Origin of the sequence: Streptomyces sp. NPDC020379, from assembly GCF_044387105.1 — a bacterium.
In the GTDB taxonomy this organism is placed as follows: domain Bacteria; phylum Actinomycetota; class Actinomycetes; order Streptomycetales; family Streptomycetaceae; genus Streptomyces.
The window spans coordinates 1-25,055 of the sequence record NZ_JBIRVR010000040.1; the positions used below are offsets into that span (position 1 = coordinate 1).

Here is a 25,055-nt window from a genome sequence, read left to right on the forward strand (position 1 = left end):
CTGTCCTGCCGTGTCCGTAAGACCATCGCCCGGCACCCCACCCCCGAGACCGACCTGTCACCAGGACATATACCCACCGAAAGAGGAATCGAGCATTAGGCGGTTGGTGAGCGGGAAACGGGCACCGCGAAAAGTGGGCCAGAGGCGGGGTCCCCACTCTTGTGAGTGATGGATTTCGCGATACGCACAGATTTATAAATAGGGAATGAGTAACTCGTGCCCAGCTTTCCCGTCCTCCCGATGCCCGTGAGCGTTCCCAGTCGGGCGACTGCTGCTCCACCCCGCACCGCACCAGTCCTGTGGTATCCGGGGGATCGCCCGGCCGCCTGCTCGCCGACGGAGATCGCGAGTCTGGCCGCGGACGTCAGGGAAACCGTTCACCTCGTGGCCGCCCCGACGGGGGCAGGAGACATCGGGCTCGCCGTCGGAGGTTCCACGGGCCCGGCCGCCGTCGGCCGGCACGGTCTGCCCCTGCTGGGTACCCTGCCGCCGCTCTACCCGGAGTGGCTCGGAGACCGGTCGTTCCGGGAAACACATGGCGTGCGATTCCCCTACGCCACCGGAGAGATGGCCAACGGCATCGCCACCGGCGCCATGGTGGTCGCCATGGCCCGGGCCGGGATGCTCGGCTTCTTCGGAGCCGCCGGACTTGAACCGGAGCGTGTCGAGCGATCCGTGGCCGAGTTGGCCTCCGCGCTCGCCGGGAAGCCCAACTGGGGCGTCAACCTGATCCATTCACCCGGCGAGCCCGGGCTGGAGGACCGGATCGTCGACATCGCACTGCGCCACTGTGTTCCGGTCGTCTCCGCCTCCGCCTTCATGTCCCTGACCCCCTCGGTGGTACGGGTCGCCGCCAGCGGCCTGCGCCGTGGACCGCAGGGCCGGATCCTGCGGGGGACACGGCTGTTCGCCAAGGTGTCCCGGCCCGAGGTCGCGGAGCCCTTCATGTCCCCCGCGCCCGAGCCCCTGCTGCGCCTCCTCACGGAACAGGGGCGGCTGTCCGCGGAGGAGGCCGAACTGGCCGCACGTGTGCCGCTCGCCGAGGACATCACCGTCGAGGCGGACAGTGGGGGTCACACCGACAACCGGCCGCTGGCGGTCCTGCTGCCCGCCATGCTGGCCCTGCGGGACGACATGGCCGCCACGTACGGCTACGACCGCGCCGTGCGCGTCGGTGCGGCGGGCGGGCTGGGCACACCCGCCGCGGTGGCCGGGGCCTTCGCCCTGGGCGCGGCATACGTGGTCACCGGCTCGGTGAATCAGGCCGCCAGGGAGGCGGCCCTGTCGGACGACGCCAAGGCGATGCTGGCGCAGGCCGATGTCGCCGACGTGGTCATGGCGCCGGCGGCCGACATGTTCGAACTCGGTGTGAAGCTCCAAGTCTTGCGCAGGGGAACCCTCTTCGCCGCGCGCGCCGCCCGGCTCCACGAGCTCTACCAAGCCTACGAGAGCTGGGAGGACATCCCGCCGCGGCAACGGGACCGGGTCGAGCAGGACATCCTGCGAGCCCCTTTCGAGACGGTCTGGGGCGAGACCCTGCTGTTCTGGGAGCGACGGGACCCGTCCCAGGCCGAGCGGGCGCAGCGGGAACCCCGGCACCGCATGGCCCTGGTCTTCCGCTGGTACCTGGGCATGTCGAGCCGCTGGGCGGTCACGGGGCACACCGAGCGCCGGGCCGACTACCAGATCTGGTGCGGTCCGGCCATGGGAGCCTTCAACCGCTGGGTGACGGACAGCTTCCTGGCCGACCCCGCCCGGCGCGACGTGGTCCAGATCGCGCTGAACCTCCTCGAAGGCGCGGCCGCCATCACCCGCGCCCACCAACTGCGCAGCCACGGCGTCGCCGTGCCCGCCACCGTCTTCGACTTCCGGCCCCGGCGGCTCGCCTAGCCCCGGCACGGTCGGCCCGGCCGCGCGCTCCGTCCCCGATCCACTCCCCACCGCGAGGACACACACGTCATGCCAGACCAGCGTCTCCCGGCCCGGGTACCCGTCGCCGTGGTCGGCCTCGGAGCTCTGCTGCCGGATGCCCGCGACGTCGAACAGAGCTGGCGGCTGATCCTCGGCCGACGGAACCTCATGCGCGACATCCCGCCGGACCGATGGCTGATCGACGACCACTACCACCCCGTCCCCGGCACGCCGCAGAAGGTCTACGTGCGACGCGGGGCCTTCCTGCCCACCGTGGGCTTCGACCCCATGGCCCACGGCATCCCGCCGCAGAGCCTGGCGTCGACGGACAGCGCGCAGCTGCTCGCGCTGACGGTCGCCGACCAGGTGCTCCGGGACGCCGCGGACGGCGGAGCCGCCCTGCCGGATCGCGATCGTGTCGCCGTGGTGCTCGGCACGTCCGCGCTGAGCCTCCTCACGGAGTCCAACGCCCTGGTCCAGCGGCCCGTCTGGCTGGCGGCGCTGCGCGAACACGGTCTGTCCGAGGCAGAGGCCCAAGCGGCGTGCGACCGCATCCTGGCGTACTACCCGGAACCGACCGAGGACACCTTTCCCGGTCTGCTCTCCAACGTCGTCGCCGGCCGCATCGCCAGTCGCTTCGACTTCCACGGAACCAACCACACCACCGACGCGGCATGCGCTAGTTCGCTGGCCGCCTTGTCCACCGCCCTCGATGAACTCTCTCTGGACCGCGCCGACCTGGTGATCAGCGGTGGCATCGACGTGACGAACGACATCGGCATGTTCCGCTGCTTCACCACCACCCCGGCGCTCTCCCCGGCCCAGGAGTGCCGGCCGTTCTCCGAGGACGCCGACGGCACCATGCTCGGCGAGGCGGTGGTGATGTTCGCCCTCAAACGGCTCTCCGATGCCGAACGCGCCGGGGACGGCGTCTATGCGGTCATCCGCGGCATGGGCAGCTCCTCGGACGGGCGCGGATCGGCCATCTACGCGCCCCGGTCGCAGGGCCAGGCGCTGGCCCTGCGCCGGGCCTACCGGGAAGCCGGTTACGCGCCCGGCACCGTGGAGCTCGTCGAGGCGCACGGCACCGGAACAAAAGTGGGCGACCTGGTCGAACTCGCCGCCCTGGAGGAGGTGTTCGGGGAGTCCGGCCGGACCGGCCCGCAGTGGTGTGCACTGGGGTCGATCAAGTCCCAGATCGGCCACACCAAGAGCGCTGCCGGAGCCGTCGGTCTCCTCAAAGCCGTCCTCGCCCTGCACCACAAAGTGCTGCCGCCCACTATCAACGCGGAACGCCCGCACCCCGCCCTGCGCGCGGGAAACAACTCGTTCTATCTCAACACGCGGACCCGGCCGTGGGTCCGGCCGGGCGGCCCGCCCCGGCGCGCCTCCGTCTCCAGCTTCGGCGGCAGCAACTTCCACATCGCGCTGGAAGAGCACCGGGTCCCGTCCGGTGCACCGGACGGGACCCGGCCGCGCCTGCGGACCGCACCGACCGAACTCCTCCTGCTCTCCGCCGAGTCCGACGACGAACTGCGCGGGCACATGGCCGGTCTGCGGCAGAGCGCGGCGGAGAGCGCCCTCCCCGGGCCCGGCCTCGCCGCACTGGCGCACCGCAGCCAACAGGCGTTCCGGCCCGGGGCCGCCCGGCGACTCGCGGTGCTGGCCACCGACACCCATCAGCTCGTCGAACGGCTCGACCTGGCCGCCGCGGCCCTGGACGCCGGGCAGAGCCCGGGCCTGCCGTCGGCGGTGCACTGGGGTACCGGGAGCACCGAACCGGGCCGAATGGCCTGGTTGTTCCCGGGGCAGGGGTCGCAGTACGTGGGCATGGGGGCCGACCTGGCAGCCCACCACCCGGGGGCCTTGGCCGTCTGGGACGCGGTGGGCGGTGTGGGGCCCGACGAAACGCCCCTGCACCGCGTGGTCTTTCCTCCGCCCGTATCGGAGGAGGAGCAGGCCGCGCAGCTGGAGCTGCTCACACGCACCGAATGGGCACAGCCCGCCCTGGCCGCGCACAGCCTGTCCCTGCTGTCCCTATTGGAGGAGCTCGGCCTGCGGCCGGACTGCGTCGCCGGCCACAGCCTCGGAGAACTCATCGCCTTGCACGCGGCGGGCGCCTACGACGCCCACACGCTGATGTGCCTCTCCCTCGCCCGGGGCAGGGCGATGCGTGACGCGGCTGCCGTGACCCCGGGCACGATGCTGGTGGTCCTCGCGGGCCACCGCGAGACGCTGGAAGCGCTGGCAGAGGCGGACGTACCGGACGTGTGGATCGCCAACGCCAATGGCCCCCGCCAGACGGTCGTCTCGGGCACGGCCGAGGCGGTCGCCGCCGTGACCGCGCGGATGAGGAACGCGGGCATCGGCACCCTGTCGCCGGCCGTGTCCGCCGCCTTCCACAGTCCTCTCGTCGCAGCCGCCGCTGAACCGTTCGCCGCAGCCTTGGCCGAGGCCGTCCTCTCACCCCCCGGGCCCGTGGTCCTCTCCAACATCGACGCTGCCCCGTACCCGGCCGACGCCGAGGAGACCCGCTCCCGTCTGGTACGGCACCTGACCGAACCCGTGCGGTTCGCCGACCAGATCGAGGCCATGTACCAGGCCGGAGTACGCACATTCGTCGAGGCGGGCGCGGGCGCGGTGCTCACCTCGCTCGTGGCCCAGATCCTCGGCGACCGGCCTCACCTGGCCGTTCCCCTCGACCGGCGCGGCACGCACGGCGTGACCGCGTTCCAGGACGCCCTGGCGCGGCTCGCCGTGCACGGGATCGCCATGGATTTCACGTCCTACTGGAACCACTACGCCACACCGCCCGCCGATCAGGAACGGAGCCCGAGAATGACCGTACCGATCAGCGGCGGCAACCGCGGGCGGCGCTATCCGCCCGCTGCGGCGGACCAGGCGGGCCCGGGCGGGAAGAGGCGGGCGGCCACCCCGCCTTCCTGCCCCGCACAGCCCGCCGGGGCCGAGCCGACGGCATCGACCGTGTCCGAGATGCCCCACGCACCCGCCCTGCCCGGCGTTCCGGAGCCTCTCGTGGCGGCCGCCGTACCTCCACCGGACGCGGCTCCTCCCCAGCCGTCGGTGGAGGACGACGGCTGGTCGGCCATGCTCGAGGACACCCGCGGGCAGACCGCCGACGCCCATGCCGTCTTCCTGCGCTCCATGAGCGAGGCCCATGTGGCCTTCCTGCGGATGTCCGAGAAGTCCTTTGCGGCGCTTGCGGGGTCGCCCTGGGTGCCGGTCCCCGAGCAGCACGGTGGCGCTCCTCCGGCACCCGACGCCCTGCCCCCGACCCGCGAGCCGGACGACCGGGCGGCTCCCGCGACGACCGCCCCGCCCATGGCGCCGTCGGCTGCGACACCGCAGAGCAATGGGTCCGTCGCCGGACCGGACAGGGTGGCGCTCGACGCGGGGCAGCTGGAGAAGGCGCTGCTGACGGTCGTGGCCGAAAGGACCGGCTACCCACAGGAGATGCTCGGCCTGGACATGGAACTGGAGGCGGATCTGGGGATCGACTCCATCAAGCGCGTGGAGATCCTCTCCGTGCTGAGCCAACGGGCGGCCGGTGACCTGCCCGAGATCCAGGGCGACCCGATGGAACTCGCGTCCCTGCGGACGCTCCGGCAGGTCCTCGACAGATGGCGGAGCACGGTGGGCGGTACGGCGTCCGTTCCGGAATCGGCCGCACCCATGCCCGCTCCTGACCCTGCCGCGGCGCCGGGGCTTCCTCCCGGCCCCGCCCCGGATCAGCCCGCCCTGGGGCGTTACGCATTGCGTACCGTTCCCGTCCCGCCCGGCGGGCTGGCGATGCCCGGCCTGGGGGAACACGTCCTGTACGTCGTCGACGGGGGCTCCGGCGTCGCCACACCGGTGGTCGAACGGCTGCGTGAGCGGGGAGTTCCCGCCGAAGCCGTCGCGGAGCCGACGCCGGAAAGCCGGGCCGTGCTTCTGCTGGGCGGTCTCGCCGAGGACCTGACCGCCGAGGCCGCGATGGAGGTCCAACGCGCGGCCTTCCGCGCGGCCCGGCTGGTGGCCCCACGATTCGCGGACCAGGGCGGGCTGTTCATCACGGCACAGGACACCGGCGGCGACTTCGGCCTCCGGGGCACCCATGGGGGGCGGGCGTGGCTCGGCGGCCTGACAGCCCTGGTCCGCACACTCGCTGCCGAATGGCCCGAAGCAGTGGTGAAAGCCATCGACTGCGCCCGATCGGGCCGGTCGCCCCGCGCCGTCGCCGACGCGGTGACCGGCGAGCTGCTGGAAGGTGGCCCCTTGATGGAGGCAGGTCTGCCTGCCGACGGCAGCCGGGTGACGACGCTGGCGGTCCCGGCCGACCCGGCCGCCCCCGCGTCCGGCGGACCGGGCCCCGCCGATGTCCTCGTCGCCACCGGCGGCGCCCGCGGGATCACCGCCGCGGCGCTGACCGCGCTCGCCCGGGCCCGCAGGCCACACCTGGCGCTGCTGGGCCGTACTGCGCTGGACGAGGAACCCCCGGGACTGCCGGCCGACGCCGACGAGGCCACCTTGGTCCGGGCCCTCTCCGCGCACGCCCCCGACGCCCCGCTCGCCCTCACCCGACGAGCCCGCCACATCCTCGCCGTCCGGGAGATCAAGGCGACCCTCGCCGCGATCGAGCAAGCCGGCTCGCCCGTGCGCTACCTGACCGCCGACGTCCGGGACCGCGACGCCGTGGACTCCGCCCTGGAATCCGTACGGGCGCGATGGGGCCCGGTGACCGGCATCGTCCACGGTGCCGGAGTCCTGGCGGACAAACGCGTCACCGACAAGACCGACGAACACTTCGACCAGGTCTTCGACACCAAGGTCACCGGGCTGCGCGTTCTCCTGGACGCGACCGCCGCCGACCCGGTGCGCACTGTCTGCCTGTTCTCCTCGGTGGCCGGCTGCTTCGGCAACGCCGGGCAGAGCGACTACGCCATGGCCAACGAGACGCTCGCCCATGTCGCCGCCGTCGAGGCGACGGCCCGGCCGGGCTGCCGGGTCCTTTCCCTGGACTGGGGCCCCTGGCGGACAGGGATGGTCACCTCTGCCCTGGCCGACCGGTTCGACGCGACCGGCGTGCCCCTGCTGGCGGCCGACACCGGTGCCGAGGCATTCGTGGAGGAGCTGAGCCGGGACGAGCACCACCGAGTGCTGCTCATGGCCGCACCGCCCCGCGAAGCCCCTCCGAGCTTCTTGCCGCCGGCCAGTCTTCGCCACCCCCAGCGCGCCCGCGTGCGCGTCTCCAGGGCGACCCACCCGTATCTGGCCGATCACGTCGTCGGCGGCAGGGCGATCCTGCCGCTCGCACAGGCGGGGGAGTGGTTCCTCGGCGCGGTCCGGAACTGGAGCCCGGGCACCACAGCCATGACACTGCGGGACGTCCGGGCGGTGCAGCCCGCTGCCTGGGGCGAGAACGGCGATGACGGCGCGGAGTTCACCCTCAGTGGCCGGCTCGGGCCCGGAAACCCCGCAAGGCTCTCCCTCGAACTGTGCCGGGCCGGCACCTTGCACTTCACCGGAAGCGCCGAGACCGGCGGCGCCGCGCCGGACGCGGCACCGCTCGGTCTCCCGGAACCCGCGGGTGATCTACCGCCCTGGGGGCGGACCGATCCCTACGACGGTGAACTGCTCTTCCACGGCCCGATGATGCGCGCGGTGACGTCCCTCGAAGCAGCGGGACCGGACGGCGCCCGCGGCACGCTGGCCAGCGTGACCGACCTGGGCTGGACCGGTGACATCTGGCACAGCGACCCGGCCGCGCTCGACGGCGGCCTCCAGATCGCCGTGCTCTGGGCCCGTGAGGCCCTGGGACACGCCACTCTCCCCATGGTCGTCGGCACCTTGCACGCATACCGACGAGGCCCCGCGCGCGGGGCTGTGACGTGCGTGGTCCTGCCGGTGCGGGCCGAGGGCACCATGGCCCGGTGCCATGTGCGGCTGACCGAGGGGGACGGCGCCCCCTTCGCGGATCTGCTCGATGTGGAGCTGGTCCGCAGGCCCGATTCCACGGCAGTGGACCAGGAACGCGAGGGGTGAGCGCGGATGTCCTTCGAACCCGTCGCCGTCGTGGGGCGCGGCCTCGTACTGCCGGGCGCGCTGAACCCACAGCAGTTCTGGGCGAACCTCCTCGCGCGCCGGATCAGCCTCGGCCCCGCCCCCCGGGACAGGTGGGGATTCCCCCGGGACGGCGCGGCAGCCCCCCCGACCGGGCACCCGAGTCACCGAGTCACCGGCGTCGGCGGGTACGTGCGCGGCTTCGACGACGTCTTCGACCCTTCCGGGTACGGCCTCGACCGTGCCGAGATCCTGCGTCTGGACCCGCTCTTCCAGTGGACCCTGTACGCCGGCCGGCAAGCCCTCGACGAGGCGGGGCACTCCGCTGCGGTGCCGCCGCGCGCGGGCCTGGTGATCGGCAATCTCTCGTACCCCAGCACCGCCGCCGTCCGCCATGCCGAGCACGTATGGCTCTCCGTCCAGGACACCCGGGTGCGGGACGCCCTGCTGGAGACGGTGGCGCCCCGCCCTGATGCCCTCAACCGCTTCTCCTCCGGGTTGCCCGCCCTGCTCGCGGCCCGCGCGCTGGGACTGCACGGTGGCGCGTACGCCCTGGACGCGGCATGCGCCACGTCGCTGTACGCGGTCAAGCTGGCCTGCGACCGGCTCCAGGACCTGTCCGCGGACCTGATGCTGGCGGGCGCGGTGAGCTGCTCCGACTCCCAGCTCATCCACCGCGGTTTCGCCACCATGGGCGTGCTCAGCCCGACCGGGCGCAGCAGGCCGTTCCACCGTGAGGCCGACGGCCTGGTCCCGGCCGAGGGCGCCGTCCTCTTCGCCCTCATGCGGCTGAGCGACGCCCTGTCCCAGGACCGGCCGGTGCTCGCGGTCGTGCGCGGCATCGGGCTCGGCAACGACGGCCGGGCCGCCGGGCTGATCGCTCCCGACGCCGCCGGCCAGGAACGTGCCATGCGCGCGGCCTACGCCTCGGCCGGGGTGCCTCCGGAGTCGGTGGGGCTGCTGGAGTGCCACGCCACCGGAACCGTCGTCGGCGACGCCGTCGAGGCCCACGCGACAGGCCGGGTCTTCGCCGCCCATCCCGCTCTGCCGGTGGGGTCGGTGAAGGCCAACGTCGGTCATCTGCTGACCGCTTCGGGCTCGGCCGCGTTGCTCAAGGCGATCGGTGCACTGGGTTCTGGGGTCCGGCCCGCGACCCCGCACGACGGCACCCCCACGGTACTGGAGGAACACCCTCTCCGGCTCGTCACCGACCACGAGGACTGGACCGCCCCCCGCAGGGCCGCGGTGAGCTCCTTCGGCTTCGGCGGCACCAACGCCCATCTCGTCCTCGACGCCTGGGACACGCGTGCCGCACCGCTCCTGCCCGTTCCCGCCCCCGCTCCGCCGCGACGCGACACCCCCGTCGCCGTGGTCGCGCTCGCCGCCCGGGTCGGTCGGAACGGCGGTACCGACGATCTCGTCGCCGCACTGTGCACCGGACAGCCGCACAAAGAAGCGCGCGAGACAGCCGAACTCGCCCTGGACGGGCTGCATTTCCCGCCACTGGACCTGCGCGAGGCCCTGCCTCAGCAGCTGCTCGCCCTCGACGTCGCACGCGAGGCGGCCCGCGACGTCACCCTGCCGGCCCCGCACACGGCCGTCGTCGTCGGGGCCGGCGTCGATCCGCAAGTGGCACGGCACATGGCGCGGCGGCGCATCGACGAGATCTGGCGGCGCTCCGGGCTGCCGGCCCCGGCCGGTCCGCCGTCCGGGCTGCGGGACGCGTTCGCCTCTCCCGGCACCCCGGCGGGGGTGGTGGGCGCCATGATGAACATCGCGGCGAACCGGATCAACAGCCAACTCAACCTCACCGGGCCGGGGTTCACTGTATCCGCCGAAGAGGACTCAGGCACCGTCGCCCTCTCCCTGGCCGCTCGCCTCCTGCGCACCGGCGAGGCCGACGCCGTGCTCGTGGCAGCCGCCGACCTCGCGCACGACCCGGTGCACCGGGCCGCCCTGCGGGACCTCGGCGCGGACCCGGAACCGGGGGACGCCGCGGTTGCCCTGGTCCTCAAGCGTCTGCCGGACGCCGAGCGGGCGGGAGAGCCTCCGCTGGCGCTCCTGGACGAGACCGACGGCGGCCCGCCGGACCTCCGGGTGAGCACTGTCCCCCTGGACGGCGAGCAGGACCGCTGCACCGTCTCCGCACTCTTCGGCACCCCCCACGCCGCAGCCGGCCTGCTCGCCGTCGCCGTCGCCGTGGCCTCCCTGCGCCACGGCATCCGGCCCTGGCCGGGGCGGTGCGCCGGACTGGACCCACGGTTGCGCACGGCGGAAATCGTCGTGCCGGTCCTGCGCGGCCCGCAGCGACGCGTCAGGTTGCAGGCCCCGCCCGCACCCGTGCTCGTCCGGGGCCGCCCACAGGTCGCCTTCGTGTATACCAACGGCTCCGCCTCCTACCCGCACATGGGCCGGGAACTGGCCCTCGCCCTGCCGGATCTGGTCGAGTCCGTCCGGCAGCGCTGCGACCTCGAGGAGGCTCCCTTGTCCCCGTCGGGCTTCGCCGCCGACGGAGCGCTCGACCGGATCTGGTCCGCCACCCGCCTGGCGGCGCTGCACACGGCGATCACCCGGCACGTGCTCGGCCTGCGGCCCGACGCGGCCATCGGATACTCCTCGGGCGAGACCTCCGCGATGGTCGCCCTCGGCGTGTGGCCCGACGCTGCGGACCTGATCGAGGACGCCCGGCACAGCGAGCTGTTCACGCACGAGGTGACGGGCGAGTTCCGCGCCGTCCGGCGGGCCTGGCAGGCCCGTGGCATCACCGGGCACCGCTGGCGGAACTATCTGGTCACCGGGCCGCTGGCGCACGTGCGCGAGGCTGTCGCCCGCGAACCGGCCGTCCACCTCATGGCGGTCAACGCCCCCGGCGTCTGTGTCATCGGCGGGGAGGAAACCGCCTGCGTCGCCCTGGTGCGCGAGCATTTCCCTCATCAGGCGGTCCGCATCGACTACGACATCGCCGCCCACGCCCCGGATCTGGAGACCGTCCGCGAATCCTGGCACCGGCTCCACCTGCGGCGCACGGTGCCGATTCCGGGCCTCCGCCTCTACCGCGGCGACACCGCCGAGCCGTATCTGCCCACCGAGGAGAATGTGGCCGACACCATCACGGAGGAGGCCATGGGAACCATCGACTTCACGGCGGTGATCGAGCGGGCGTACGCGGACGGCGTCCGCGTCTTCGTCGAACATGGCCCCGGCTCCCAGTGCACTGACTGGATCGGCCGCATCCTGGCCGGCCGGGAACACCTGGCCGTGGCGCTCGACACACCCGGCGGGAGGGCTCTGGACCGGCTGCGCCGCTCGGTACAGCGCTTGACGCAAGCCGGACTGTGCGACCCGGCACCGCTGCTGCGCCTGCTCGGCCCGGAGGACGGTGACCGCGCCGGGCGGGAGCCGGACCGGACGCTGCGAGTGCCCTCCCACCCTCCGGCCGTCCGACTGCCCGTACCGGACGCACTCGTCACCATGATGGGCACGGCGCCTGCCCCGCCCACCGCCCCCTCCGCTTTCCCGGCCGACGGTCGAGAGACGGCCGGGCCGACGACGTCGCCGCCCGACTCACCGGAACCCGGAAACGTCCATGCCGCCGCCGTGCGGTACCGGAATCGGGTCACCGCCCTGCACCGGCTGTATGTGACGGAGCAAACCGCCCTTCACCAGCGTTACCTGCGCGGACAACAGCTGCCGACGCGCTTCCCGGCTCGTACGGCACCTCCGCCGCCGCGGGCTGCCCCGATGCCCGGCGCCGTGCCCCCGGCAGACCCGCCATCCCCGCCGCCCCCCGCCCTGCCCGGACCGAAGTTCGGCCGGGCGGAGCTGGAACGCCTGGCAGTCGGGCCGGTCTCCGAGCTCTTCGGCCCGTTGTTCACCGCCCAGGACGGCTACCGGCACCAGACCCGGCTTCCCGCGCCGCCCCTGCTCCTGGTCGACCGCGTCACGGGCATCGACGCGGCACCGGGCTCCATGGGGCGCGGCACCATCTGGACGGAAACCGACCTCGGGCCCGACTCCTGGTTCCTCGACCACACCGGGCGGGTCCCCGCCGGCCTGCTGATCGAAGCCGGCCAGGCCGACCTGCTCCTCATCAGCTGGCTGGGCATCGACCTTCTCAACCGGGGCGAGCGCGTCTACCGGCTGCTCGGCTGCTCGGCCACCTACCACGGCAGCGCACCCCGCATGGGGCAGACCCTGCGCTACGAGATCCGCATCGACGGACACGCGGAGCACGAGGGCACCCGGCTGTTCTTCTTCCACTCCGACTGCTTCGTCGGCGACGAGCGCATCGTGAGCATCCGCAACGGGCAGGCCGGATTCTTCACCGACACCGAACTCGCGGCGGCACGGGGAATCCCGTGGGAGCCCGACGCGACCCTCTGCCGTGGTCTGCCCTTCGAACCGGTCGCACCACCCGCCGACGCCGACCGGTTCGACGCGGAGGCCGTACGGGCCTTCGCCGGCGGACGGCCCCACGACTGCTTCGGCCCCGCCTGGAAAGCCACTCGGGCCCACGTGCGGACCCCCCGCATCGACGGCGGACGCCTCCTGCTGATCGACGAAGTCACCGCCTTCGAACCGGCCGGAGGCGCCTTCGGACGCGGCTACCTGCGCGCCGAGACACGACTGCGTCCGGACGGCTGGTACTTCGACGGCCACTTCAAGGACGACCCCGTCCTGCCCGGCACCCTGATGAGCCACGGCGCACAACAGGCAATGGCCTTCCATCTCGCCGCGCTCGGACTGACCATCGACCGCGACGGCGCACGCTTCGAGCCCCTGCCTGGCCTCACCGGCCGGTTCCGCTGCCGGGGCCAGGCGACCCCGGCGAGCCGGCGCCTGGTCTACGAGGTCCACGTCACCGGCCTGAGCACAGGACCGGACCCCGTGCTGTACGCGGAGGTCATGGTCAGCGTGGACGGGGTCAACGCGTTCCACGGCCAGGGCATGGCGGTGCGTCTGGTGCGGGACACCCCGTTGGAGCACTGGCGGGACCTGGGTCCGCACCGCGAACAGACGACTGGCGTGTGCCTCGAACCCCGGCTGCTGGGCGGCCTGGTGGGACACCGTGAACCCCGGCCGGTCGCGACGGAGGACGGCTTCGCCTTCGGCTACCCGTCACTGCTCGCGTGTGCCTGGGGGCGTCCCGGCCATGCCTTCGGGCCGTGGGCGGCGGCCATGGAACAGTCGGCGACCTCGATCCGACTGCCCGGTCCGCCCTACCACTTCATGAGCCGGATCGTGTCCCTCGACGCGGCTCGCGCCGATCCGCGGCCCGGCAGCGCCATCGTCGCGGAGTACGACGTGCCGCCGGAGGTCTGGTACTTCGAACAGAACGGCAGCGCCGTGATGCCCTGGACGGCGCTGATGGAAGTCGTGCTGCAACCCTGCGGCTGGCTGGCGGTACGCACCGCCGATCCCTCCCTGGCCGACGGCCCCCGCTCCGTCTTCCGCAACCTCGATGGCACCGCTCGCCTACACCGGCAAGTGGGACCGGACGCCCGGACCTTGCGTACCCGGGTGGAACTCACCGGCTCCGTCCGGCACGGGGACATCACCATCGTCTCCTTCACCGTCGACTGCGAGGCCGACGGTATGCCCCTGCTGACGGTGACGTCGTCCTTCGGCTTCTTTCCCCAGACGGCACTCGAGCATCAGGCCGGCCTTCCCCCGGACAGCGAGGAGCGTGCCCAGTGGGCGGCGCCCTGTGAGACGGTCGCCGACCTGACGGCCGAACGCCCCGGCACGGGCGCACGGTTGCCCGGCCCCATGCTGCGCATGCTGGACCGGGTCACCGGCTACTGGCCGGACGGTGGTCCCGCGGGCCTGGGCCGGCTGCGAGCCGAGAAGCCCGTCGACCCCGGCGCCTGGTACTTCAAGGCCCACTTCTTCACGGACCCGGTGCAGTCCGGCTCCCTCGGGGTGGAGGCCATGGCCCAGCTCCTCCAGTACCGCCTGCTGGACACGGCCCCCGCGGAGGACATCGCGGCAGGCGCTCTCCAGCCACTGACGGACAAGGAGTTCACCTGGCGCTACCGGGGCCAGGTCGTGCCGACCGACGGGATCGTGACGGTCGGCATCGACGTCGTCGAGGATGGCACGGACCACCAAGGCCGGTACGCTCTCGCCGACGGCTGGCTGTGGGTCGACGGCCGCCGCATCTACCGGGTACAGCGGCTCGGCATGCGCCTGATTCCCGCGTCCCGGCCTGATGCGTAGGGAGTGGCGGGAGTCCAGTACGCAGGCCGACGGTCCGCTGTTGCGTCCCTCCTTTCGCGGACCAGGCGCCGCGGCAGCCCGGTGAGCTGCTCGAAGATGCCGTCGTGCCGCCATTGCGCGCAGTAGCCGTAGACGGTGGCCCAGAGGGCGAAGTCGTGCGGGAGACAGCGCCAGGGGATGCCGGTGCGGTCCACGCAGAGGATCACGTTCATGACCTGCCGCAGGTTGTGCTCGGGTGCGTATCACCTGTGCCGTTCAGGGATCACGTTGCAGCCCAGCCCCGTCCTTTTGGAGGCGTTTGATCTATGAGTCGCCTGCACGGTCGCCGGCCTGGCCGGCATCGCGGCGCCGAGCGGCATGCGCTATCCGGCGCCGAGCCCCGGTCAACCGACGGACGCGATCACGTTCGCCGCGAGCAGGCACACGGCGGCGAGACCCGTGGCCACGCAGGCCGCCTGAAGGCGCCGGAACTTGGCCTTGGGCAGCCGTGACAGGACCGCGACTTGATTCGACCGAGCGTCCTCGCGTACGGCCTGCCGGATCTCCTCCGGGCTGAGCTCGGACCAGTGCATGAACGAGGTGCCGTCGTCGTCGAGCCGGGGAAGGACGACGAGCACGATGAACACGATCGCCACGCGCCCCTCGATGAGCATGGAGTTCCCGAAACCCGTGATCCGAGTGGAAGACCGTGCCAGCCGGCGCGTCATCGCTGATCCCGCCTGCCTTGACCACCTTCACGAGCATCCCGGGGCCGTGCCAGAGGAGATCGCCGCACCGGGAGCGCATGCCCCGGCCCGGTGGCGGTGCCGGGCGGTCCGTACGGGGCGGACGGCCGCCGGCAGAACGCGCACCAGCTGACCACGCTGGACACGGGTGCTGTGCTGCCACTGGGCCCCCTGGCCCCCTCGTCGTCCTCAAGGGCCGCAGGGCCGCCCGGATGATCAAGGCCCCGACGAGACGCGCCGCTGGGCGGCGGAGGCACGGGGCGTCTTCCGGGTGCCGGGCACCGGCCATAGCGACTCCGTTCGCCCCGCGGTGGACTTGGCCGGTCGCGCTACCGACCCGATCACGTGGATTCGGACCAGACCTACAGCTCCTGCGCCTTCCGCACCCGTCTGCGCAGACGCGAGATCGGCTACACCATCCCGGAGAAGCGCCTCAAGGGCGCGGCTGCCGCAGGTCGTGGGTGTAGTGCAGGGTGGGCATCACACATTCCTTGATTCCCGCGGGGGCGTCGACGACCAGGGGAATCGCCTGGAGCAGGGGAGCCGCCGAGGCGTAGTAGCCGGGCGTCGTGGGGTCATGGTCGTAACGTGTTGTTCCGTGCCTGATCGAGGCGACCATGTCCAGAGTGACGCGGACGGAGGGCCGTCCTTCGATCTCGATGATCCAGCATTCGGCGGCCACGGCTTCCGGTGGCCGCATCGTCTCGCCGCAGTAGTACAGCATCTCGAAGGTACAGGCCACGCGATCCGCGACGTAGCCGTCCCAGCGCAGGCGCAGAGTACCCAGGGTCCCTCGCTTGATGGTGGTGAAGCCGAGGTTGATGTCCTCGGGCGCTGCCATGCTGGTGTCCGTGGCCTCGACCCGGCCCAGCGGGGCACCGATGTGCTCCCCCATGAGCCTCATCGTGGGCGTGACGAAGTCGTCGGCGAGCTTCAGTACCGAAGCGCTCTGGACGGCGCTGAGTGGCTGGCCGAATCCGGCGGCCTGGAACAGCAGTGGCCCCAGGCCGTCCGCGGCCCAGATCTCCCGTACCAGGATATGGCTCACCTGACCGCAAAGGCCGGTCAGTGTCAGCACCAGGCGTTCCACGAAATCGGGGTCCGCTCCGGTGACGTAGAGCGTGGCTCCTCCTGCCGCGGCTTTCCGCTGGAATCGGTTGTACGCGCCGTCACCGCGCCAGCGGAGTCCGTGGTAGGGGAGGGCGGTGATGACGTTGATGCCCGCCCCGAGCAGTTCGAGAACATCGTCGTCGGTGTCCCAGTTTCCGTCGATGCGAGGGGCATGCAGGACGACGTCAGGATGCTGAGCGATCAGTGCCTCGCGGTCGGTGGTGACTTGGGCGCCCATGGTGCCGATCCCGATGACCTCACCGACGTCTCTTCCTGATTTGGCGGGGGTGTAGGAGAACGCCCCGACCAGCTTGAGCGAGTCCATGGTCGCGATATGACGAACCAGTGCTCCGCCAAGAGGGCCAGTACCCCAGACAGCCACTCGATACTGCTCGCGCATCGGCTTTCCTTCCGTGGGAAGCGGCGGTTTGCAGGAACGCGATCCTCAACCAGTGCCCGAGAGATCTCAGGCGGCAGAGGGGGGGAGGGGAGCCGGGTCCGGCATCCACGCCTCGGTCGGCGTCGCGCAGGAATTGAGCAGTCCCGCTGCCATCGCATACATGCCGGTCAGCACCAGGAGCTCCAGCATCTGGCCCGCGTCGTAACGGACTTCCAGACATCGCCAGACGGACTCGGATACGACGCCGTTCGGTTCGCACAGCTCGTCCACGGCTCCGAGGAGCGCCGCGTCGAACTCGTTCCACGCCCGGGAGGGGGCCGCCTGGGGAATTCCCGCGATTTCCTTCGCTGTGACCCCTGCCAGAGACGCGATCCGTACGTGGTGAGCCCACTCGTAGCGGCACTGCTTTCGCCAGGCGAGGCGCAGGATCACCAGTTCACGGTCACGGGAGGGCAGGAGGCCATCGGACAGTTGTGCGAACAGTGGCGTCATGCTGCCGAGCAGTGCGGGGTGATGCGCCAGTGTGGTGAACAGGTTCAGCGGTGGTTCTCCGGCGAACATGTCCTTCTCGGTACCACTGGAGAGGAGCCTGGCCCGAGGGACGATATCGGCGGTCTCCTCCACCGGGAGCGGTGGGATCCGTACCGTACGGTGAGCGGTCATCACACCACCACCCGGAAACGAGTGCGGCTCTCCGGCACCATGTCAGGTTCCTCCTCATAGAGACGCGATGAACTCCTCCACCACCCGCACGAATTCCTCGAAGCGGCTTCGATGAATGTCATGTGAGGCCCCCGGGATCCGGAGCGCCGCCCCACCCGCGGACAGTCGGCGCCGTGCCTCCTCCCATGCCGTGTCGTCCAGTGCTGTACCCAGGGTGGGGTCAGCCCGTAGCAGTAGGCAGGGAACAGTCAGGTGTTGCAGCAACGGCGGCAGACAGCCGGCGTGCGCTCCGTCGGCCACCACGGAGTGCACGGTCTGCGCGTCGGCCATGTCGAGTCCGTCGGCCAGGCTGCGGACATCGTCGGGGTGCCACTGCGGGTGTCTCAGGGCCACCAGCTCTCGTACATCGTCATGGTCCAGTGCCGCTGCGGCCTGGAGACTGCGGACGTGCTCCGGGTGGGTTTCAGGGGATATCCGCGCAGGGAGTTCCTCCAGCACCAGGCCGCGCAGCGGCGGGGGGTGTCGTCCGCCGGCGAGGGTCAGGGCGATGGCCGCCCCCCAGGAGTGCCCCACCACTACAGGGGTGAAGAGCCCGACGGCGTCGATGAAGGCGCGCACGTCGTCAGCGACGGTGCCGATCCGGTATCGGCCGGGTGCCGGCCGGGCGCTCATGCCGTGACCGCGAAGATCCGGCGCGTACACCGTGTGCCGGGCGGCCAGAGCCCTCGCGACCCTTGACCACCCCGCAGAGGAGTCCGCAGTGGCGTGCAACAGGAGTATGGCGGCCTTTCCTCGGGGCCCCCATCGCCGGTAGCAGCATCGGCCGTAGGACAGCCTGACGTACTGGGGGTCACCGTCGTCCACAGCCGTGACCTTTCCCGACGAGCCGGGAGTCGGCGGTGGACAGCCCCAGCGCCGTGTGGTCCCACAGCCCGGCTTGTGTTCCATAGGGGGCTGCCATGATGATGCGGTCGGCCAGGCCCCCGTACCGGCGTTTGAGCGCCGCTCCGACTTCCCTCATCGGTACGTCGACGGCCAGGACGTCCAGGAGATCGCCGTCGACGAGATCCGACATGCGACGCCATTTGTCTTCGTCGGCACCGAGGCTCAGGGTGACCAGTTCGTCGTTGAGCCACCCCAGGCCGTCCAGTTCGAGAAGGGGCCGGTACGAGGCGGCCCCGAGGCTCCGGGCCACCAGGTCGGTGACGAGCTTCCGGCCCGCGGCTCGTTCCTGTGCGGTGCGCCCGGTGATGACGGTCGGGACGCACACCACGGTGAAGTCCTCGCGGGAACGGCCGGATCGTTCCAGGCCCCGTTCCGCTGAAGGGAGGAGCACCTCCCGCAGGTGGCGGTCGGAGGAGAAGGGCGGCGCGATCAGTCCGTCGGCGCACTCACCTGCGAGCTGTGCCATGCGCCGGCCGATCGCCGCGAGAAAGACCGGTGGCGGCCCGTACGGGTTCGGCGGGGGAGCGAACTTCGGCGGCATCAGGGTGTGGGTGTAGAAGCGGCCGCGGAAGTCCAGTGGACGCCCGTCGTTCCAGCAGGCCCAGATCTCCCGCAGCGCGGCGACGAACTCCCGCATGCGGGCCACCGGCTGGTCCGCGGGCATCGAGAACCGGTGGGTGAGGTGGGCCGCGACCTGGGCACCCAGCCCCAGGACGAATCGTCCCCCGGACAACTCGTGGAGATCGTTCGCGGTATAGGCGAGCGTCATCGGGCTGCGGGCCAGCGCCACGGACACACAGCTGCCGAGCCCGATCGACGAGGTCCGCCCGGCGGCCGCCGCCAGGGAGACCATGGGATCGTGGCTCTCTTCCGCGAGCCAGAACGTGCCGTACCCGGCCTCCTCGCAGGCCGCCGCTGCCCCTGAAGTCTCGCTCCAGAGCGCGGAGGTCCACGGAGCGACGATGCCGTCCACACGCAGGGTCATGACCGGCTCCGTGGCGCGGAACGGCGGTCGGCGAGTCGGCGTGCCAGAGTGCGGACACTGTCGGTGCTCAGCAACTGCGGGACCGTCACTTCGTGGCCGTGTTCTGCGCGCAGCCGGGCGCGTACTGAGGTGGCCATCAGCGAGTCCATGCCCATCCGGTTCAGGGAACGCCCCCGGTCGATGCGGGTCGGCTCCACCGAAAGAACGTGGGCCAGGCACGCCACCAGCTGTTCCTCCACATCGCTGACGTCTTCCCGCTGAGCGCTCCGCAACGGAGTCGTCGGTGCCGACTTCGTTTCTGGGCGCGCGGGCGCGGTGACAGGCGGTGCCGAGGGCCGTGGCGCCGAGACAGCGGCCCCAGGCTTTGAGGGGACGGGCTTGGTGCCGAGAACATCGCGCAGGAGTGGTTTGTGGGCGTCCTCGGGGTAGGCCTCGGCGTAGGCATCCCAGTCCGCAGGCAGCTGTACCACCTGGCCGTGGGCGGCCAGCACCTCGGCGAAGAGGCCAGGTGCCTGGCGGGGGTGGATGGGCAGCAGCCCCTGGGGACGTACGTCGTGTCCGCTCGCCGCGCTCAGCCGGGCTGCCAGCCCGGTTTCGGTCCAGTACCCCCAGTTGACGACGGTCGCGGGCAGGCTCAACGACAGCCGGTAGGCCCCCAGGGCATCGGTGAAGGCGTTCGCGGCCGCGTACGCGCCGAGCTGATGGCTCAGCGCGAGGCCGCTCAGGAACGACACGGCGGAGGAGAACAGCACGAAGAAGTCCAGCGGCTGGTCGGCGAAGAGCCGGTGCAGCACCCACCCGCCGGCCACCTTCGGACGCAACGTGGCATCGATATCCGCCGCGGACATGTCCCGCACGCCGCATGGCTCCAGCACGGCTGCCGAGTGCACCACGCCGGCCGGCGGTGGCTGACCGTCTCGCCGCCTGCTGGCCAGCAGGGCGGCCAGGGCGTTGTGATCGGTGACGTCGGCCGCCTCGTACTGCACCTCGGCGCCTTGAGCGCGCAGAGCGTCCAACAGTATCGCCCGGGGGTCGGACGAAGCCGGGTCCGCGGTGACCGCGCTGCGGCCGATGAGCAGCAGGTGACGGGCTCCGTGGTCGACCAGCCACTGGGCGAACAGCCCCCCGATGCCGCCGAGTCCTCCTGTCACCAGGTAGGTGACGTCGGGCCGGATGGGCGGGGCCGACAGATCTCCCTCGTCCGCCCGGACCGCCGTCAGCCGAAGCGCCAGGCTCCGTCCGTCCCGCAGGGCGACGCGGTCTTCCTGGCCGGGTGCGAGCAGCACGTCGAGGAGCCTCCGCGTAACGATCGTCCCGCCGTCGTCCGGGTCGAGATCGACGAGCGTGACGGCCACTCCCCGGCGCTCCTGCCCGATGACGGGGCCGATGCCCCACAATGCCGCCTGCCAGGGCGCCAGTACGCTCTCCTCCGAGGTCACTGCCTGTGCTCCACGCGTGAGAACGACGACCCGGGGGAGCGTGGGCTGATCGAGCCGGCCCACGGCATCGGTCAGCAGGGCGAGGAGGACGCACAATTCCGTCGCCTTCTCCTGGACCTGACTCGCGGAGGCGTCCTCCTCGACATCGTCCGCCAGAGCCCGCAGATACAGCAGCCCATCGACAGGTGCCTTGCGTGACGCCGTCCTGAGCGTCCGCGCGAGCCCCGCTCCGGTGTCCGTATCGCCCCGGGCACGGGAAACCGTGCAACCTGCCGATGTCAGGCTGCGGCTCAGGCGTGCCTTGAGCGCGGTGCCACCGCCCCACAGCAGCCAGTGCCCGCCGGACATCTTCGCACCGGTCATCGCCGGGCGCCATACCGGTGCGTACCGCTCGGCGCGAGCCGGAGCCCTCTGCTCCCGTCCGCCGAGAATCCGGCCTCGCACCCCGGTGAACTCCGCCACCACCGAGCCGGCGTTGTCCAGCACCATGACGTCGGCACACAGCTCTTCGGCCTCTCGCGAGACGATACGGACGTGGCTCCACAAGCGCGCCGGTACGGCCGGGGTCCGGACGGTCAGACGGTCGACGCCGCGCAGAACGAGCCGCTGCCCCTCCTGATCTGCCATCGCGGCGAGCACCTGGACACAGGCGTCCAACGCCGCGGGGTGGAAACAGAACCCGTCATCGGCGTCGGGTGCGGCACGCACTCGGGCAAGAGCCTCGCCGTCACCGAGCCACAAGTGCGCGATCCCGCGGAAGGCACCCTCCCACCTGTTCCCGGCGGCGGCATGGCGGCGGTAGAACTCCTCCCCGTCCTGCCGCCCCGCGCAGCGCCGCCGGACCGCCTCCAGGTCTTCCGGCGCCCGACCGGCCCGCGCGCTGTCCGCCAGCAATGCCGTCGCGTGGAGCGTCCACGCACCGTCCGGTCCCGGTCGGGCGGAGACGTCGACCCGCCGGCCGTCACCTTCCTTCCGTGCGGTCACCTGTAGTTCGATTTCCGTGAAGTCGTCGGTGAGCAGCAACATCTCGCTGAATTCGGCGTCACGAACCTCGGGCCTGCGGCCGGGGAAGAGCTGCTGTCCCGCGGCCAGCATCAGTTCGAGATACCCGGTTCCCGGCATCACCGTGTCGTCTCCGAGCTGGTGGCCCACCAGGAAATCAGCACCCGGGCCGTCGAGCCGGCCAGACCACGGCTCGGGCAGCGTACCGACCGTGCCGAGCAGAGGATGAGCCGCCGCCTCCGGCACCGGGAGGTCTTCGGCTTCGGGCACCCTCACCGGCTCCAGGGCGCCGTCCGGGCGGGTTTCTGTGCTGATGGGCGGCCATGGGCAGTCCTCGGGCTGATGCCAGATGCTCGACCGTTGCCAAGGGTAGGACGGCAGCTCCATGAAATCGCCCGGGCCCTGGACCGTCCGCCAGTCGGGGTCGCAGCCCAGGGTGTACAGCGCCGCGAGAGTCCCGTACAGGCAGGCCAACTCGGGCTTTCCACGCCGCAGGGACTCCAGCACATGCGCCTCGGCGCCCGCTGTCACCACGCTCTCCTGGAGCGCCACGGTGAGCACGGGATGCGGTGCCATCTGCACGAACGCCACTGGCACAGGGCCTGTCTGGGCCCGCACCGTCTCTTCCAACCGGACCGTCTCGCGCAGGTTCCGCCACCAGTAGTCACGATCCAGGGCCGTGCCCGGCAGCGCGGTCCCGGTCACGGTGGAAAGGAACGGCACTTCGGCGGGGCCGGGGACCAGACCGTCGAGGCCCTCGAGGAGAGGCTGCCGCACCGCGTCGACCAGCGGGCTGTGGGCGGCGTACCCCACCTGCACGCGCTGACAGCTGATGCCCTGCGACTCGCACCCGGCTACGATCTTCTCGATCTGGTCGGGAGGACCGGACAACACCGTCGTCAGCGGGCTCTCGGCGACAGCGATGGAAGCGACGGCCCCCAGATCCGCCAGCAAGTCGGCGATACCGGAACTCGGCTGTTCGACCCAGCACATCGCCCCGGGCGGTGCGAGTTCGTCCAGCAGGCCGGCACGCAGGCAGCTCAGCCGCCCGGCCTGTTCCAGCGACAGCGCTCCCGCGCAGCATGCCGCAGCGATCTCACCCTGGCTCTGCCCCAGCACGGCGTCCGGCTCAATGCCCCAGGAACGCCACAGGGCGGCCAGGGACACCCCCATCGCCCAGAGCGCGGGCTGCACTCGTGCCGTCTGCTCGAGCCACGCCATGTCATCGCCCCGCAGGGCCGAGACGAGGGACCACCCGTCGGCGTACCGCTGGATCACCGCATCGCAGCGCAGCATGGTCTCGTGGAACTCCGGCACCGCGTCCATCAACTCCCGGCCCATCCCCTCCCACTGAGAGCCCTGCCCCGGGAAGACGAACACGACCCGCGGGCGCGTCCCGCATGCTTCGTGCTCCTGCTGCTCGGACAGCCAATCGCGAAGGGACGCCGTCAGACCGTCCGCCGAATCGGCAGTCACAGCCAGGCGGTACTCCAGATGATCCCGCCTCTGAGCGGCTGCCTTGCACAGACGGCCGATCGGGAACTCGTCGCCCCCGGCGGAGCCCAGCAGTTCCGCGTGCTGACGGGCCAGTGCCCGCAGGGCGCCCACCGAGCGCGCCGACGCGGGCAGGATTACCGGCAGCCGATCCTCCGCGCGGCCCGGAGGCGAAGCCGGCCGGGGAGGGGCCTGACCGATCACCACATGAGCGTTGCTGCCCGTCGCACCGAAGCTGTTGACACCCGCTACCACCGGCTTGCCTGTGTCATGCAGCTCTTCCGCGCCGATGTTCAGCCGCACTGCGGCGTCGTCCCAGTCGATGGCCGGCGTCAGGTCGGTGATCTGCGCATTGCCGGGCATCAGCCCGTTCTCCAGCGACAGCACCGCCTTGATCAGGCCGACCACTCCCGCTGCCGCCTCCGCGTGTCCGAGCGAGGTCTTCGCCGACCCGACCAGAGCACGACGGGACGGGCGTGGCCCCAGGACCTGTGAGAGAGCCGTCAGTTCGGTCCTGTCCCCGGCGGACGTCCCGGTCCCATGCGCTTCGACGAATGCCACCTCGCGTGGATCCACCCCGGCATTGGCGTACGCCGCCGTCAACAACCGCACCTGCCCCTGAACGCTCGGCGACACCATCCCGGAACCCGTGAAGCCGTCGTTGTTCACCGCGCTGCCCAGGATCACGGCCCGCACCCGGTCCCCGTCGGCCAGCGCACGGGCCAGCGGTTTGAGTACCACCATGCCCACGGCCTCGCTGCGCACATAACCGTCTGCCGAAGCGTCCCCGAACTTGCAACGCCCGTCCGGCGAAAGAGCCCCCGCCTGCCCGTAGGCGACGCTGCCGTGGGGGAGCAGGAGCAGGTTCGACCCACCTGCGAGGGCTACCTGGCACTCGCCGCTGCGCAGACTCTGACAGGCCAGGTGCACCGCGGTCAGCGACGATGAACAGGCCGTGTCCACGGTCACCGCCGGTCCGCACAGATCGAAGGCGTATGCCACGCGCCCTGAGAACGCGCACCGCGCGCTGCCCAGCTCCATGTACAGGTCATAGCCCGTCAGGTCGGACAGCTGCCGCGACAGATAGTCGCTGTTGGACACGCCCACGAAAACGCCCGTCGAGCACTGCCTGGGTGCAAGCCGCTGCATCGGCGAACCCGCGTCCTGCGCTGCCTCGTAGGCGACCTCCAGCAGAAGCCGAACCTGCGGATCTGTACGGCGGGCCTCCTTCAGGGACATACCGAAGAACTCGAAGTCGAAGCCGTCCACCCCGGAGAGAAAACCTCCCCGTGTGGAGAGCACAGAACCGGGGCGGGGCTGCTCAGTGGCGTACAACTCGTGGAACCACGGCCGATCGGCAGGAGCTTCGGTGACCGCGTCCCGGCCCTCCACCAGCACATCCCACAAGGCTGCGACACCTGATGCCCCGGGGAAGCGGCCGCTCATGCCGACAATCGCGACGGGAACTGTGTTCGACGAGAGGGACATGGTTCCTCCAATCGGCAACGACCGATACGGGCACCTCGCCGCGAGAAGACACACCAGGTACGTTCGTGCGAACGTACGGTTGCCGCAGGACTGCGGAGCCTGAACTGACTGATGCGCAGGGCCGATGAGGATCCCCTGTACTCGATCACATTCGGGGCGCGATAAGCAGGAGAGGGATGCCCGCGCGCTTTCGCTGCGCATGGGCATCGCTTCGGACGCGTCGCCGAGTGGGGATGGCGATCGATTCACGGCTTGAGCGAAACCTGCCATTCCGCTCTTCCGCACTCATGATGCTTCCCCTTCTCTGAGGTCGCTAGCCCGCACTCATCTGTTCACGAGAGCACATGGAGCGAAAAACTCCTGTCCAAGTGCGACCGGCGCTCGACTGTCGCGCCCCGACGCCCTCGTACCCACCCCAAAGAACCTCTGCCGCTCCCGACTCCGCCCCTCACCTGTATGAAGGGTCCGACCGCGGGTGGGATCTCCTCAGGCGAGCGTTGGACGGGCATGTGACCCTCTCGCGGGGGATTGACAGGCCGACTGCTTCGGTGCTTAGTGGAGAGAACTGCAAACGCCGTCGGGTGAGGGTCATTAACTTCCACCTCAGAGGCTGA

9 protein-coding genes and 1 pseudogene are annotated in these 25,055 nt (G+C 71.3%); 3 read left to right on the forward strand and 7 right to left on the reverse strand.

What is annotated here, in order from left to right; genetic code table 11:
- Positions 1-240: 240 nt before the first annotated feature.
- The 3 genes from ACH427_RS31545 to ACH427_RS31555 all read left to right on the forward strand — a co-directional run bounded on the left by ACH427_RS31545 (position 241) and on the right by ACH427_RS31555 (position 14,190).
- A complete protein-coding gene (locus ACH427_RS31545) occupies positions 241-1,890 on the forward strand; it encodes a PfaD family polyunsaturated fatty acid/polyketide biosynthesis protein (RefSeq protein ID WP_398875150.1) in 1,650 nt (549 codons plus the stop codon).
- A 69-nt stretch (positions 1,891-1,959) separates the two neighbouring features.
- Positions 1,960-7,953, forward strand: coding sequence for an SDR family oxidoreductase (locus ACH427_RS31550; protein ID WP_398875120.1), 5,994 nt, complete (start codon positions 1,960-1,962; stop codon positions 7,951-7,953).
- Positions 7,954-7,959: 6 nt separating this feature from the next.
- Positions 7,960-14,190, forward strand: a complete 6,231-nt coding sequence (locus ACH427_RS31555; RefSeq protein WP_398875122.1) for a beta-ketoacyl synthase N-terminal-like domain-containing protein — start codon at positions 7,960-7,962, stop codon at positions 14,188-14,190.
- 6 nt (positions 14,191-14,196) lie between these two features.
- Here ACH427_RS31555 and ACH427_RS31560 read toward each other — a convergent pair.
- The 7 genes and pseudogenes from ACH427_RS31560 to ACH427_RS31590 all read right to left on the reverse strand — a co-directional run.
- A pseudogene (locus ACH427_RS31560) lies at positions 14,197-14,426 on the reverse strand (transposase); the annotation flags it as partial.
- 147 nt (positions 14,427-14,573) lie between these two features.
- A complete protein-coding gene (locus ACH427_RS31565) occupies positions 14,574-14,825 on the reverse strand; it encodes a Pycsar system effector family protein (protein ID WP_398875124.1) in 252 nt (83 codons plus the stop codon).
- Positions 14,826-15,348: 523 nt separating this feature from the next.
- On the reverse strand, positions 15,349-16,425 hold the full coding sequence (locus ACH427_RS31570; RefSeq protein WP_398875126.1) for a hypothetical protein: 1,077 nt from the start codon (positions 16,423-16,425) through the stop codon (positions 15,349-15,351).
- A 66-nt stretch (positions 16,426-16,491) separates the two neighbouring features.
- Positions 16,492-16,986 (reverse strand): carboxymuconolactone decarboxylase family protein, encoded by a 495-nt coding sequence (locus ACH427_RS31575; RefSeq protein ID WP_398875128.1) that lies wholly within the window; start codon positions 16,984-16,986, stop codon positions 16,492-16,494.
- 156 nt (positions 16,987-17,142) lie between these two features.
- Complete coding sequence (locus tag ACH427_RS31580; protein ID WP_398875130.1) at positions 17,143-18,036, reverse strand: alpha/beta fold hydrolase; 894 nt, start codon at positions 18,034-18,036, stop codon at positions 17,143-17,145.
- Positions 17,939-19,018 (reverse strand): TIGR03617 family F420-dependent LLM class oxidoreductase, encoded by a 1,080-nt coding sequence (locus tag ACH427_RS31585; protein WP_398875132.1) that lies wholly within the window; start codon positions 19,016-19,018, stop codon positions 17,939-17,941. The genes ACH427_RS31580 and ACH427_RS31585 overlap by 98 nt, the downstream gene beginning before the upstream one ends.
- A complete protein-coding gene (locus ACH427_RS31590) occupies positions 19,015-24,441 on the reverse strand; it encodes a beta-ketoacyl synthase N-terminal-like domain-containing protein (protein WP_398875134.1) in 5,427 nt (1,808 codons plus the stop codon). The genes ACH427_RS31585 and ACH427_RS31590 overlap by 4 nt, the downstream gene beginning before the upstream one ends.
- Positions 24,442-25,055 lie beyond the last annotated feature (614 nt).